Annotated in this window: 11 protein-coding genes; 4 read left to right on the forward strand and 7 right to left on the reverse strand. The window is 64.5% G+C overall.

Going from position 1 to position 13,114, the window contains the following annotated elements; translation table 11 throughout:
• The first annotated feature begins 13 nt into the window (after nucleotides 1-13).
• Complete coding sequence (locus I6L45_RS19640; protein ID WP_216983029.1) at nucleotides 14-751, forward strand: Crp/Fnr family transcriptional regulator; 738 nt, start codon at nucleotides 14-16, stop codon at nucleotides 749-751.
• A 138-nt stretch (nucleotides 752-889) separates the two neighbouring features.
• Here the strand turns inward: I6L45_RS19640 and I6L45_RS19645 are convergent, their stop codons facing one another.
• From I6L45_RS19645 to I6L45_RS19655, 3 genes are read right to left on the reverse strand one after another with little or no spacing between them, the layout of a single operon-like run.
• Nucleotides 890-2,305 carry an efflux transporter outer membrane subunit gene (locus I6L45_RS19645; RefSeq protein WP_216983030.1) on the reverse strand — a complete coding sequence of 472 codons (1,416 nt, stop codon included), beginning with the start codon at nucleotides 2,303-2,305 and terminating at the stop codon, nucleotides 890-892.
• Nucleotides 2,298-5,447 (reverse strand): efflux RND transporter permease subunit, encoded by a 3,150-nt coding sequence (locus I6L45_RS19650; RefSeq protein WP_043759301.1) that lies wholly within the window; start codon nucleotides 5,445-5,447, stop codon nucleotides 2,298-2,300. Before I6L45_RS19650 ends, I6L45_RS19645 begins: the two co-directional genes overlap by 8 nt.
• Before the next feature lie 17 nt (nucleotides 5,448-5,464).
• A complete protein-coding gene (locus tag I6L45_RS19655) occupies nucleotides 5,465-6,646 on the reverse strand; it encodes an efflux RND transporter periplasmic adaptor subunit (protein ID WP_043759300.1) in 1,182 nt (393 codons plus the stop codon).
• 155 nt (nucleotides 6,647-6,801) lie between these two features.
• Here I6L45_RS19655 and I6L45_RS19660 point away from each other — a divergent pair, with 155 nt between their 5' ends.
• From I6L45_RS19660 to I6L45_RS19670, 3 genes are all read left to right on the forward strand, one after another.
• A complete protein-coding gene (locus I6L45_RS19660) occupies nucleotides 6,802-7,443 on the forward strand; it encodes a TetR family transcriptional regulator (RefSeq protein WP_216983031.1) in 642 nt (213 codons plus the stop codon).
• A gap of 89 nt (nucleotides 7,444-7,532) precedes the next feature.
• Nucleotides 7,533-8,102, forward strand: a complete 570-nt coding sequence (locus I6L45_RS19665) for a bifunctional 2-polyprenyl-6-hydroxyphenol methylase/3-demethylubiquinol 3-O-methyltransferase UbiG (RefSeq protein WP_216983032.1) — start codon at nucleotides 7,533-7,535, stop codon at nucleotides 8,100-8,102.
• A gap of 246 nt (nucleotides 8,103-8,348) precedes the next feature.
• On the forward strand, nucleotides 8,349-9,527 hold the full coding sequence (locus tag I6L45_RS19670; RefSeq protein ID WP_216983033.1) for a dicarboxylate/amino acid:cation symporter: 1,179 nt from the start codon (nucleotides 8,349-8,351) through the stop codon (nucleotides 9,525-9,527).
• A gap of 139 nt (nucleotides 9,528-9,666) precedes the next feature.
• On the opposite strand, the gene tesB is transcribed toward I6L45_RS19670, so the two are convergent.
• The 4 genes from tesB to I6L45_RS19690 all read right to left on the reverse strand — a co-directional run bounded on the left by tesB (nucleotide 9,667) and on the right by I6L45_RS19690 (nucleotide 13,067).
• Entirely contained in the window at nucleotides 9,667-10,539 is an 873-nt protein-coding gene (tesB, locus tag I6L45_RS19675; RefSeq protein ID WP_210550321.1) for an acyl-CoA thioesterase II, read from the reverse strand.
• Between the two features lie 69 nt (nucleotides 10,540-10,608).
• The gene (pcp, locus tag I6L45_RS19680; protein ID WP_216983034.1) at nucleotides 10,609-11,259 is read right to left on the reverse strand and encodes a pyroglutamyl-peptidase I; all 651 of its coding nucleotides are present in this window, start codon (nucleotides 11,257-11,259) and stop codon (nucleotides 10,609-10,611) included.
• A gap of 81 nt (nucleotides 11,260-11,340) precedes the next feature.
• Complete coding sequence (locus I6L45_RS19685; protein ID WP_216983035.1) at nucleotides 11,341-12,330, reverse strand: DUF979 domain-containing protein; 990 nt, start codon at nucleotides 12,328-12,330, stop codon at nucleotides 11,341-11,343.
• Nucleotides 12,327-13,067, reverse strand: coding sequence for a DUF969 domain-containing protein (locus I6L45_RS19690; RefSeq protein WP_216983036.1), 741 nt, complete (start codon nucleotides 13,065-13,067; stop codon nucleotides 12,327-12,329). Before I6L45_RS19690 ends, I6L45_RS19685 begins: the two co-directional genes overlap by 4 nt.
• Between the last annotated feature and the right edge of the window lie 47 nt (nucleotides 13,068-13,114).

Genomic DNA, 13,114 nt, shown 5'->3' on the forward strand with positions numbered 1-13,114 from the left:
AGGAGTCGCATCCATGGATCGCCATACCCGGCCGCAGGCTGACGAGATCCGGTGGCCTTGCTCGCTGCCGGCCAGCACCCAGGCACAACTGCTGAAGATCGCCCGCCACTACGATCCTGCCCAGCTCGGAGGAAACCTCCCCGGCGTGCTCTATGTGGCGTCAGGTTGCCTCATCGGCTATGCCACCCACGCCGGCATGGAGAACTCTCTGGGCCTCATCTTCGGGCGCGGCAGCTGGTTTGGCACCCAGTACATTCACAACCCGACCTACACGCCGGTCGAGTTTTTCGAGCCCCTGTTACCCACCGAGCTCATCCTGTTCCCGAAAGAGGAGCTCGAGCCCCTGCTGGAGCAGGATCCCCATCTCTACAAGTTCCTGTTCTATATCGCCCAGTACATGGGCCGCCTTGCGATCCAGATGGGGAGCAACAGTCTGTACTGCCTGACCACCCGCACCGTCTATGTGCTGCTGGAGCTGGCGACCAAGCATGCCCTGGCCAACGATCGCGAGCCCAGCCTCGAGATCACCCAGCAGACCCTGAGCCGGATCATCGGCATCAGCCGCCCCCGCCTCAACGAGGTGCTCAAGCAGCTTTCCGCAGCCGGTGAACTGCGCCTGGGCAGGGGCGAGATCACCTTGCTGGACATGGCCGCCCTCAAGACCCGGCTCCCCCCGCTCGGCTTCACCTACCACGACCCCGCACCGCACACGGCGCAGGAGGATGCCGGGGCCCGGCTCCCCTCCCCCTGAGCCTGTGGATGACCAGCATCCGGCAGGCAACGCCTGACCTGTGCCCTCCCCGCGAGAAGGGCGGCCTCTCTTCCCGCCATAAAAAAGGGGCGAACCCTGTGGTTCGCCCCTGATGTTTTTTACGTCAACCCCGACGGGTCAACCCTGTTTGTCAGATGCCGGCTCTGCATCCTTCGGCGCCTGCCAGCCGCCGCCGACCGCCTTGTAGAGCGCGACCTGGTTGCCAAGCTGGGCCAGCCGGGTGCTAATCAGCCCCTGCTTGGCACTGAACAGGGAGCGCTGGGCATCGAGTCGGGTGAGGTAGCTGTCCACCCCCTGCTCGTAGCGCACCTCCGCCAGCTTGAAGTAGGTCTGGTTCGCGTCCACCAGTGCCTGCTGCGCCTGCAGCTGCTGCTCGTAGTCAGCCTGGGCGCCAAGGGCATCGGCCACCTCCTTGAAGGCGGTCTGGATGCTCTTCTCGTAGCTGGCCACCGCCTGTTTGGTGCTCACCTCGGCCACGTCCAGATCCGCGATGCGCTTGCCGCCGTCGAAGATGGGCAGGCTTATCTGGGGCATGAAGGTCCAGGTGCCGGTGCCACCGTCAAACAGACCGCTCAGCTGGTTGCTGGCAGTGCCCGCCGTCGCGGTGAGCGAGATGGTCGGGAAGAAGGCGGCCCGCGCCGCACCGATATTGGCGTTGGCCGCCTTCAGGCTGTGCTCCGCCGCCAGGATGTCCGGGCGTTGTTGCAGCAGGCTGGAGGGGGCACCCACCGGGATCGCGGCCAGTTGCACCTCGGCCAGGGTCGCAGGTTGCCCGTCCAGTACCGGTGCCTCGGTGCCGAGCAGCAGGGCCAGGCCGTTTCTGTCCTGTTTCACCTGCCGCTGGTACTGCGCCTGGCTGACCCTGGCACTCTCCAGTGCGGTACGGCTCTGGGCCAGCTCCATCTCGGAGGCGGCCCCCAGCCGGTACTTGTGCTCGGTCAGGGCATAGCTCTCCTGCTCGGTCGCAAGCGTCGCCTGGCTCAGGGCCAGCAGCTCCTGATCCGCCAGCAGGGTGAAGTAGGCGTTCGCCACCGAGGCCACCAGGGCGATCTGGGTGCTGCGCTGGGTCTCGATTTGAGCCAGGTAGGTCTCCAGTGCCTGATCTTTCAGGCTCTGGATCCGGCCAAACAGATCCAGTTCATAGGCGGTGATACCGATGTCGGCACCGTACTGGCTGCTGATGGTGCCCTGCCCCGTGCTGCTGAGATCGTCGGATCCCTGCTGGCGGGTGCCGCTGCCACTGGCGGCCAGGGTCGGCAGCTGGGCCGCCCGCTGGATCCGGTATTGCGCCTCATAGGCCTCGACATTGAGGGCAGCGAGGCGCAGATCCCGGTTGTTCTCGAGGGCCGTGCCAATCAGTTTTTGCAGCGCCGGATCGAGGAACTGCTCGCGCCAGGGGGCAAGCTCCCCCCTGGTGGCCAGATTGTCTTGCCAGGAGGCCCCTTGCGGCAGCTCGGGCCGCTGGTAGTCGGGGGCCATGGAACAGCCCCCCAGTATCAGGGTCACGCCGAGGGCAATCAGGGTCTTAGTCATGTTTGATCTCCTTGGCGTGGGCAATGCGCTCCTCGGCGCTGTGGTGCTCGGTGAAGTAGCGCATCACCAGCACGAAGAACAGCGGTACGAAGAAGATGGCGAGCACGGTGGCGCTGATCATCCCCCCCATCACGCCGGTACCGATGGCGTTGCGGCTGCTGGCGCCGGCACCGGTACTGATCACCAGGGGCAGTACGCCCAGGATGAAGGCGAGCGAGGTCATCAGGATGGGGCGCAGACGCTGACGCGAGGCCTCCACCACGGCTTCCCCGAGCTTCATCCCTTTGTCGTGCAGCTCCTTGGCAAACTCGACGATCAGGATGGCGTTCTTGGCCGACAGACCTATGGTGGTGAGCAGGCCCACCTGGAAGTAGACGTCGTTCTCCAGCCCGCGCAGGGTCGCGGCCAGAATGGCCCCCAGCACCCCGAGCGGCACCACCAGCATGACCGAGAACGGAATGCTCCAGCTCTCGTAGAGGGCCGCCAGACAGAGGAAGACCACCAGCAGCGAGATGGCGTAGAGGGCCGGCGCCTGGGAACCCGCCTGACGCTCCTGGAAGGAGAGACCGGTCCACTCGATGCCGATGCCTTCCGGCAGCTGTTTCACCATCTCCTCGATGGCGGCCATGGCGTCACCGGTACTCTTGCCCGGCGCCGCCTCACCGACGATCTCCATGGCGGAGACGCCGTTGTAACGCTCGAGGCGGGGCGAGCCGAAGCTCCACTCGGTGCTGGCAAACGCGGAGAAGGGCACCATCTGGCCTGCGCTGTTGCGCACGTACCACAGCTTGAGATCCTCCGGGCTCATCCGGAACGGCGCATCCGCCTGCAGATAGACCTTCTTGACCCGGCCTCTGTCGACGAAGTCGTTCACGTAGGACGAGCCCCAGGCCGCGGACAGGGTGTTGTTGATGTCGGAGATGGAGAGCCCCTGGGCCAGCGCCTTCTCGTAGTCGATCTTGATGTCGAGCTGGGGCGTGTCTTCCATCCCGTTCGGGCGTACCCGTACCAGGTTGGGATCCTGCGCCGCCATGCCGAGCAGCTGGTTGCGCGCCGCCATCAGCTTCTCGTGACCCAGACCGCCGCGATCCTGCAGATAGAAGTCAAAGCCGGTGGCCGTCCCCAGCTCCGGGATGGGAGGCAGGTTGAAGGCGAAGACCTGGGCTTCCTTGATGCTGAACAGGAAGCCCATGGCGCGGCCGATGATGGCGTTGGCGCTACGATCTTCCCCCTTGCGCTCGCTCCAGTCCTTGAGCTTGATGAAGGCCATGCCGCTGTTCTGACCGCTACCGGCGAAGCTGAAGCCCGCCACCGTCAGCACGGAGTCGACGTTCTCCTTCTCGTTCTCGAGGAAGTAGTCGCGCATCTCGGCGAGCACCACTTCGGTACGCTCCTTGGTGGCGCCGACCGGCAGCTGCACCATGGACATGATGACCCCCTGATCCTCTTCCGGCAGGAAGGAGGTGGGCAGGCGCATGAAGAGCACCGCCAGCACGCCCAGCATGGCCAGGTAGATGATGCTGTAGCGGGTTCCCTGCTTGATCACCTTGCGCACGCCGTTCTGGTAACGGTTGGCATTGGTGTCGAAGAAGCGGTTGAACCAGCCGAAGAAGCCGCGCTGGGCACCGAACTCACCGTGCTTCATGGGCTTGAGCAGGGTGGCACAGAGCGCCGGGGTCAGGATCAGGGCCACCAGCACAGAGAGCACCATGGCCGAGACGATGGTGAGGGAGAACTGGCGATAGATGGCACCGGTCGAGCCGCCGAAGAAGGCCATGGGCACGAACACGGCGGAGAGCACCAGGGCAATGCCCACCAGGGCGCCGGTGATCTGGGTCATGGACTTGCGGGTCGCCTCGAGGGGGGAGAGATCCTCCTCGCTCATCAGACGCTCCACGTTCTCCACCACCACGATGGCGTCATCCACCAGCAAACCGATGGCCAGCACCAGACCGAACATGGTCAGGGTGTTGATGGAGAAGCCGAACGCCGCCATGACGCCGAAGGTGCCAAGCAGCACCACGGGCACGGCGATGGTCGGGATCAGGGTCGCCCGGAAGTTCTGCAGGAACAGATACATGACGCAGAACACCAGGAAGATGGCCTCGATCAGCGTCTGCACCACCTCCTCGATGGAGATCTTCACGAACGGCGTGGTGTCGTAGGGATAGACGATCTCCATGTTGGCCGGGAAGTACTCGGAGAGCTCGCCCAGCTTGGCGCGAACGTGCTCGGCGGTATCCAGGGCGTTGGCACCGGTTGCCAGCTTGATGGCGACGGCGGCGGTGGCCTGGCCGTTGTAGAGCGCGGTGGCGTCATAGTTCTCGCCAGCCAGCTCCACCCGGGCCACGTCCTTGAGCTGCACCTTGGAGCCGTCCTGGTTCACCCGCAGCAGGATGTTGTTGAACTCCTCCACGGTGGAGAGCCGGGTCTGGCCCATGATGGTGGCGGTAAATTGCTGATCGCTCACCGCAGGGGTGCCCCCCAGCTTGCCGAAGGCCACCTGGGCGTTCTGGGCCTGGATGGCGCTCTGGACGTCAGCCGGGGTCATCTGCACCCGGTTGAGCTTGTGGGGATCGAGCCAGACGCGCATGGAGTACTGGCTGCCGAACAGAGTGATGTCACCCACCCCGTCCAGCCGGCTCAGGGGCTCCTTGATGTTGGCCACCACGTAGTCGGCCAGGTCATCGTTGGTCATGCTGCCATCGGTGGAGATGAAGGCGGCCACCATCAGGAAGCTGCTGGAGGTCTTCTGGACACGTACCCCCTGCTGCTGCACCTCTTGGGGCAGCAGCGACATCGCCTGCTGCAGCTTGTTCTGCACCTGCACCTGGGCGATGTCGGGATCCGTGCCCGGCTTGAAGGTGAGGGTCACGCTGACATTGCCGGAGGAATCGGATTGGGCCGACATGTAGAGCAGGTGATCCAGCCCCGTCATGTTCTGTTCGATGATCTGGGTCACCGAGTCTTCCACCGTCTTGGCGGAGGCACCCGGGTAGCTGGCGGAGATGCCAACCGCCGGCGGGGCTATGGTCGGGTACTGGGCCACCGGCAGGGCGATGATGGCCATGGCCCCGGCCAGCATGATCACCAGGGCGATCACCCAAGCGAAAATGGGTCTATCTATGAAAAAACGTGCCATGAGGCGACTACTCCATCCTACTGCTTGGTTGCCGGGGTTTGCTGAGTCTGTGCGGTGCTGGCGTGTTCAGTGGGTGCCACCGCAGCCCCGGGTTTGACTTTCTGCAGGCCGGCGACGATCACCTTTTCGCCGGCATTGAGGCCGGATTCCACGACCCAGCTGTCGCCGTACACGCGACCCAGCTGCACCTCGCGCAGTTCCACCTTGTTATCCGCGGTCACCACCATGGCGGTCGCCCCGCCCTTGGGGGTACGGGTCACGGCGGTCTGCGGCACCAGCAGACCTTGCGGGCGCTCGCCCTCCTGCAGGGTGGCGCGCATGAACATGCCGGGCAGCAGCAGTTGATTCGGGTTCGGCACTATCACTCGCAGGGTCACCATGCCGGTGGTCTCGTCCACGGTCACGTCGGAGAACTGGAGCGAGCCTTTCTGGCCGTACTGGCTGCCATCTTCCAGCTGGAAGCTGACGCTGGCGTCCCCCTTCTCCCCCTGGGTCAGCTTGCCGGCCGCGACCTGGCGCTTGAGGCGCAGCAGATCGGCGGTGGACTGGCGCACGTCCACATACATGGGATCGAGCTGAGAGATGGTCGTGAGGCTGGTGGCTTGCTGGGCTGTCACCAGGGCCCCTTCGGTCACCGCGGACTTGCCGATGCGGCCGCTGATGGGAGCGGTGATGCGGGTATAGGCCAGGTTGATGTTGGCACTCTGCAGGGCCGCCTTGGCAGACCCTATCTCGGCAACCTGCTGTTTCCAGGCCGCGTCGGCGTCATCATACTCCTGGCGGCTGATGGCTTTCACCTTCACCAGCTCAGCATAACGCTGGGCCTTGAGACGGGCGCTGCGCTCGTTGGCCTCGGCCTTGGCAAGGTTGGCCTTGGCGCTGGCCACTTCGGCCTGATAGACGGCGGGGTCGATCTGGTAGAGCAGCTGCCCGGCCTTGACATCGCTGCCTTCGGTGAACAAGCGCTTGAGGATGATGCCGTTCACCTGGGGGCGAACCTCGGCCACCCGCAGGGGGGCGGTGCGGCCGGTGAGCTCGGTCATGAGTTGCAGCGGTGCACTGTGAAGGGTGACCACGTCCACAGCCGCCGGGGGCATCTCCATGGCCTGCTGGGCCTCTCCCTTGTCACCACAACCAGCCAGCAGGCCACTTGCCAGCAAGGCAAGGCCGACCGAACGTGCGAGAATATGTTTATCCATGAAATCTCTGAGCCTCTGTTTCAATCAAAAAAAGTGACAAAAACCACAGGGTTTATAAGGCCCCTGTTGGTAAAACTGCGAAGATGAGGCAATATACATACATTCATGAATGTATGTAAGAAACTTTTATCACTATTTAGACAGGATCGGAGCCAATGGCCAGACGTACCAAAGAAGAGGCACAGCAGACCCGCTGCCGCATCATGAGCACGGCGCTGGATCTCTTCTGCCAACAAGGGTTGGCGAAGACCAGCCTGACCGACATCGCCAAGGCCGTGGATCTCACCCGAGGGGCCATCTACTGGCACTTCAAGAATAAAGAAGAGCTGTTCGTCACCCTGTGGGAGGAGCTGTGCGCCCCCCTCTCCCACCAGCTCGACGCCTGCGTCGACGAGGCGGAGCCGGATCCCCTCGGCAAGCTGCGGGTCTTCCTCAAGGAGGTGATGCTCAAGATCAGCACCGAGCCCGCCCACCAGCAGATGTTCACCATCATCTTCAACCTGGAGCCGATGGAAGGGGAAGCCGCGGCCCTGCGGGAACACATGCGTCAGCGCTCCATCGACTTCTTCCAGGATCTGGAGGTCACCCTGGCCAATGCGGTACGCCAGGGCCAGCTGCCAGAGGGGCTGGATCTGCGCCGCGCCACCACCCTGCTGCACTGCACCCTGGACGGCTACATCATCAACTGGCTGCACTTCCCAGAGCGCATCGACCTCGCCCGGGAGGCGGACTTCCTGCTCGACACCCTCTTTGGCCTGCTCGCCAGCGCCTCCCCCGCCCTTCGCCAGCATCCGTGAATGAAGGCGATGGCGGGAAAGCCCTCGCCAACGCTCAACAGCCGGGGGCGAATTTGCTAGAGTAGCCGCCCCCCACCGAGATGAGCCCGATGTCTTTGCCACACACTCCCGCCCCGGCTGGCGACGCCGCCCCTCGCCCGGCCCTCCTGGCCGGCGCCCATGCCCCCTTCCTCGCCCTGCTCGGTACTGGCCGCCACCTGCTGGAGGCGGGCTGCGGCGCAGGGGAGGATCTGCACCTCTTCCGGGAGCAGGACCTGGTCGTGACCGCCTTCGATGCGAGCCGGGAGCAGGCCGCCGCCGCCTCGCGCCTGTGCGGCCAACCGGTGCGCGTCTGCCGCTTCGAGCAGATGCGAAGTGTCGTCCCCTATGACGGCATCTGGGCCGGCGGCTCCCTCCCCTGCCTGCCCGAGCTAGAGATAGCCCCGGTGCTCGGGCATCTGGCCACCCTGCTCAAGGCCGGCGGCCCCCTATACTGCTCCTTCCCCCACGGGGATGGCGAGCCCTTGCCGCGCTCGGGGGAATATCCGCTCCAGACCCGGCTCGACGAGCCCGGGCTGCAGCGTCTCATCACCCCCCTGCCCTTCGCACTGCACCGCCACTGGTGCTGCGAGGACGAGGTGAACGGCCGCTGGCTGCATGTCCTGCTCATCCGGCGCTGACGCCCCGGCGCCGATGGGAGGCGAAACGCGCGCTGACCGTCCGCCCGGGTTGCCCGGTACAGAGACACTGTCAGCGCCCATCCAGGCCTGATAGACATAGAAACAAAGAGTGGCGGAACGCCCCATTAACAAAATTTAACTCCACATTAACCAGCATAAGGCAGACAAGATGCGGCGTTTGTGTTAAAAAGCGGCATTAAAATCATTATTTAATAACAAAACAGACACCAACACCTGGATTTGCCCATGAAACTCGTTCTGAATCTGATCGCTGGCATCCTCGCCGGCCTCCTGCTCGGTCTCTATGCCCCCGAATGGGTCGCCCGCATGCTGTTCACCGCCAAGACGGTAATAGGCCAGCTCATCACCTTCACCATCCCGCTCATCATCCTGTTCTTCATCATGAGCGGCATCGCCAGCCTGCCGAAGAATTCCGGCAAGCTGCTCGGCAAGACGGTGGGGCTCTCCTACTGCTCCACCATACTGGCGGGTCTGTTCGCCTTCACCGTGGCGAGCCACCTGATCCCGCACCTGACCACGGCCGCCGAGCCCACCGCCGAGGCGGCCACCAAGCTCGCCTCCTACATCAACCTCGAGATCCCGCCGCTGTTCGGGGTGATGTCGGCGCTGGCCGCCGCCTTCGTGTTCGGCATCGGCATCAGCGCCACCCAGGCCACCGACCTGCGCCGGGTCGCCGATCAGGGCCGTGACATCATCGACCGCCTGCTGGCGAAGGTGATCATTCCCCTGCTCCCCTTCTACATCGCCGGCGTCTTCGTCGAGATGACGGTGGAAGGCACCGTCTTCGCCACTCTGAAAACCTTCGGCGTGGTGCTGGTGATGGCCATCCTGATGCACTGGATCTGGCTCTGCGTGCTGTTCGTCGGCACCGGCCTCGCCCTAGGGCGCTCCCCCGTCATGCTCATCAAGAACATGCTGCCCGCCTACTTCACTGCCCTTGGCACCATGTCCAGCGCCGCCACCATCCCGGTGGCCCTGCAGGCCAGCAAGAACAACGGCGTGAGCGACGGCATCGCCAACTTCACCGTCCCCCTGTGCGCCACCATCCACCTGTGCGGCTCCACCATCACCCTGGTCACCTGTGCCACCGCCGTCATGTTCCTCTCCGAACACCTGGCCATTCCGGGTTATGGCACCATGGTGCCCTTCATCATGATGCTGGGTGTCATCATGATCGCAGCCCCGGGCGCCCCGGGTGGTGGTGTCATGTCGGCTCTGGGTCTGCTCACCTCCATGCTGGGCTTCGGTGAGGCCTCCATCGCCCTGATGATCGCCCTCTACCTGGCCCAGGACAGCTTCGGCACCGCCTGCAACGTCACCGGTGACGGCGTCATCGCCCTCTGGGCAGACCGCTTCGCCCAGCGGGACGGTGCCGTGCCCACCCTTGATCGCGAGGCGGCCTGACCGCGTTGTCGCGCCAATAAAAACGGGAGCCCAGGGCTCCCGTTTTTTTATGGCACTCAGCTGCGATCAACCGCGGCGGCGGATCACCCCTGCCTGTATGCTGCTCGGCACCCACACACCATCGTGGGTGCCGCCGTCTTCATGCATCCGCAGCACGGCGACGAATCACACCCTCTTGCATGGTGCTCGCCACCAGCACGCCGTCGCGGGTGAAGAACTGACCGCGCACCAGACCGCGTCCGCCGCTGGCGCTCGGGCTGTCCACCACGTAGAGCAGCCAGTCATCCAGCCTAAAATCGCGGTGGAACCACATGGAGTGGTCTATGGTGGCCACCTGCATATCCGGCTCCCAGTACGACACCCCGTGGGGCTGCAGGGCGGCAAACAGGAAGTGGAAGTCGGAGGCATAGGCCAGCAGGTAGTTGTGGACCCGCTGATCGTCCGGCACCGGGCCGTTGGCCTTGAACCAGGTGTAGCGCAGGGGCTCGTGCACATCGGGGCGGATGGGGTCCACCAGGGTCACCGGGCGAATTTCGATGGGCTTCTCGCACAGGATCTTGTCCCGCAGGGCCGGGGGGATCATCTGCTCGTAGGGGCGCACCAGCTCCAGCTCGCTCTTGAGCTGCTCCGGGGGCGTGATGCCGCCCGGCATCCTGGCCTGGTGCTCGAAGCCCTCGGCCTCCACCTGGAAGGAGGCGTTGAGGTAGAAGATGGGTTTGCCGCCCTGGATGGCCTTGACCCGGCGGGTGGAGACGGTCTGGCCGTCGCGGATGTTCTCCACGTCGTAGACGATGGGCTTGTTGGCATCGCCGGGGCGCAGGAAGTAGGAGTGGCAGCTGTGCACCTGGCGATCGGCGGCGACCGTCTGCTTGGCGGCTGACAAGGCCTGCCCCATCACCTGTCCGCCAAACACGGATCGCAATCCGAGATCCTGGCTCTGGCCCCGAAACAGGCCCTCCTCGATCTTCTCGAGCGCCAGCAACGCCAGCAGCTCATCCAGTACCTTGCTCATTGGTTTCTCCTGTATCAATGTCGCAGAGGCTAACAAGGAGACCTGGTCGAGGCAACCTTTGCCACGCCCTCAGTGGGTAGCTCCCCCCGTGATCGGCAGATCCCGCTCGTGATGCAGCGCCGCATCGAGGGCGACTTCCAACCCGTGCACTATCTGGCTCAGGCTCATCGAGGGCGTGCCCGCCGGATGGCGCACCGCCTGCCCGGGCAGATAGGGAATGTGCAGGAAGCCGCCCCGGCAGCCCGGCCTGTCCCGCTCAATCTCGTGCATCAGGCCGTAGAAGAGGTGGTTGCAGACATAGGTGCCGGCGCTGTGGGAGACGGCGGCGGGCAGGCCCGCCTCGCGCAGGGCCGCCACCATGGCCTTGATGGGCAGGGTGGTGAAATAGGCGGCGGGCCCCTCTGCCACTATGGGGCTGTCGATGGGCTGCGCCCCGGCATTGTCCGGAATGCGGGCATCATCCAGGTTGATGGCGATCCGCTCCAGGCTGAGCTCGCTGCGTCCCCCCGCCTGGCCCACCGCCAGCACAAGCACCGGCTGATGCTGCGCCAGCGCCGCCTTGAGTTCCGTCAGGGCCTGGCCGAAGGCACAGCTCAGCCGCACCGCCCGGATCTGATGATCGCCACGGCGCTGGCCATCGAGTTGCCTCACGGCCTCCCAGGAGGGGTTGAGCGGCTCGCCGCCGAAGGGTTCGAATCCGGTCAGTAAAATGGTCTTCATGGCCAACTCCTTCTTTTTTTCCCGGCGCGCGGCCAGCGGATGCCGGGAGGGACGAGGGCGGGCCGCCCCCGTCCGACGACATCAACGAAACGCCAGGAAGTACATCAGCAGGATGTTGCAGACGAGCATCATGAGCGCGGTGGGGATCTGCACCAGGATGACCTGATACTTGTTGTCCAGCTCGAGCAGGGCGGCGGGCACTATGTTGAAGTTCGCCCCCATGGGGGTCATCAGGGTGCCACAATAGCCCGACAGCATGCCGATGGCGACCACGGCGGCGGGGTTGCCATTAGCCCCCATGATGAGGAAGGGGATGGCGATCCCCGCCGTCATCACCGGGAAGGCCGCAAACGCATTGCCCATGATCATGGTGAACAGCGCCATGCCCACGCAGTAGATCACCACCATCAGGAACAGGTTGTCGGGGGTGACGAACAAGTCCACCACCGCCTTCACCGACTCCCCGGTCTGGGCGACCACGAAGACCCCGCCCAGCATGGCGAGCATCTGCGGCAGGATGGCGGCCCACCCGATGGCATCCACCAGACGCCTTGACTCACGCACCGCCTGCAAGGGTGTGCCACCGGTCAGCTTCCAGCCCAGCAGCAGGGCTGCCAGGGTGCCGATGGCCAGGGAGGTCAGGGTGACGTTCTTCTGATCCAGAACGAAGTAATCCCCCAGGCTGGCATGGCCCAGCAGCAGGGTGCTGAGCACGGTCGCCACCGGGATCATGACCGCCGGCAGGAAGAGGCGGTTGCCCAGTTTACCCGCAGACGCCTGTCGCTCGGCGTCACTGCGCTGGGTGTAGCGTCCCATCGCGAGCTGACCCGTGCCGGCCAGCAGGGCCATCAGGATCACCAGGCCCCCCACGATCCGGTAGGCAATCTGGCTGCCCAGCTGGCTGACCAGCAGATCGCCGAACAGGAAGATGGCGCCAAAGCAGAACCAGAACAGGGCCGTCGTGAGGCGCTTGGGGTTATGGCGGTCAGAGAGCGTCATGCCCACCAGCAGCATGACGACGAGGCCGATGAGGTAATAGATGTCGTTGATGGTGATCAGGCTGCTCATCATGCACGCTCCAGCACGGCTTGGTCGGGGGTCCCGGTTTGCTCGCTCGCCTGCCAGGCGGCAACGTCACGGGCGATGCTGGCATCCAGCAGGAGCAGGCGCCCCATGTGTATCAGCAGGGCGCACAGGGCGGTCGGTATGCCCCACAGGCCGATGTAGAGCGGTTCGATATCGGTGATCCCGTTCTCCTGCAGGAAGGCACTCATCAGCAGGACGGCCCCGAAGGCGAGGAAGACGTCCTCGCCGAAGAACACCGCCACGTTGTCACAGGCGGCCGAATGGGCGCGGATCTTGTCGCGAATCGGCTTGGGCAGATCCCCGTGGCGATGCACCGCAGCCCCCTCCGCCATGGGGGCGATCAGCGGACGCACCGTCTGGGCATGGCCCCCCAGGCTCAGCAAGCCCAGCATGGCCGTGCCCTGGCGCAGCACGAAATAGAGCATCAGGATGCGCGCCGAGGTCGCCTTGCGGATGCTGGCGATCCAGCTCTGGGCCCGCTCCTTGAGCCCGTACTGCTCCAGCAGGCCGATAACCGGCAGGATCAGGATAAAGGTGGCCAGCTGCCGGCTGTTGAGGAACTTCTCACCGAAGGTTTCCAGCAGCGCGACCAGCGACATGCCACTCGCCAGGCCGGTCGCCAGCCCCGCCGTCGTCACCACCAGCAGCGGGTTGAACCTGAGGGCAAACCCCAGCACCACCACGGGGATCCCGATCAGGGGCAATAACAGACTTACATCCATATGAGCTTCTCCATTCCATGTGAAGGCCGCGCGGCCTGAATTCACCT

This window comes from Aeromonas sp. FDAARGOS 1415 (genome assembly GCF_019048365.1).
GTDB lineage: Bacteria > Pseudomonadota > Gammaproteobacteria > Enterobacterales > Aeromonadaceae > Aeromonas > Aeromonas taiwanensis.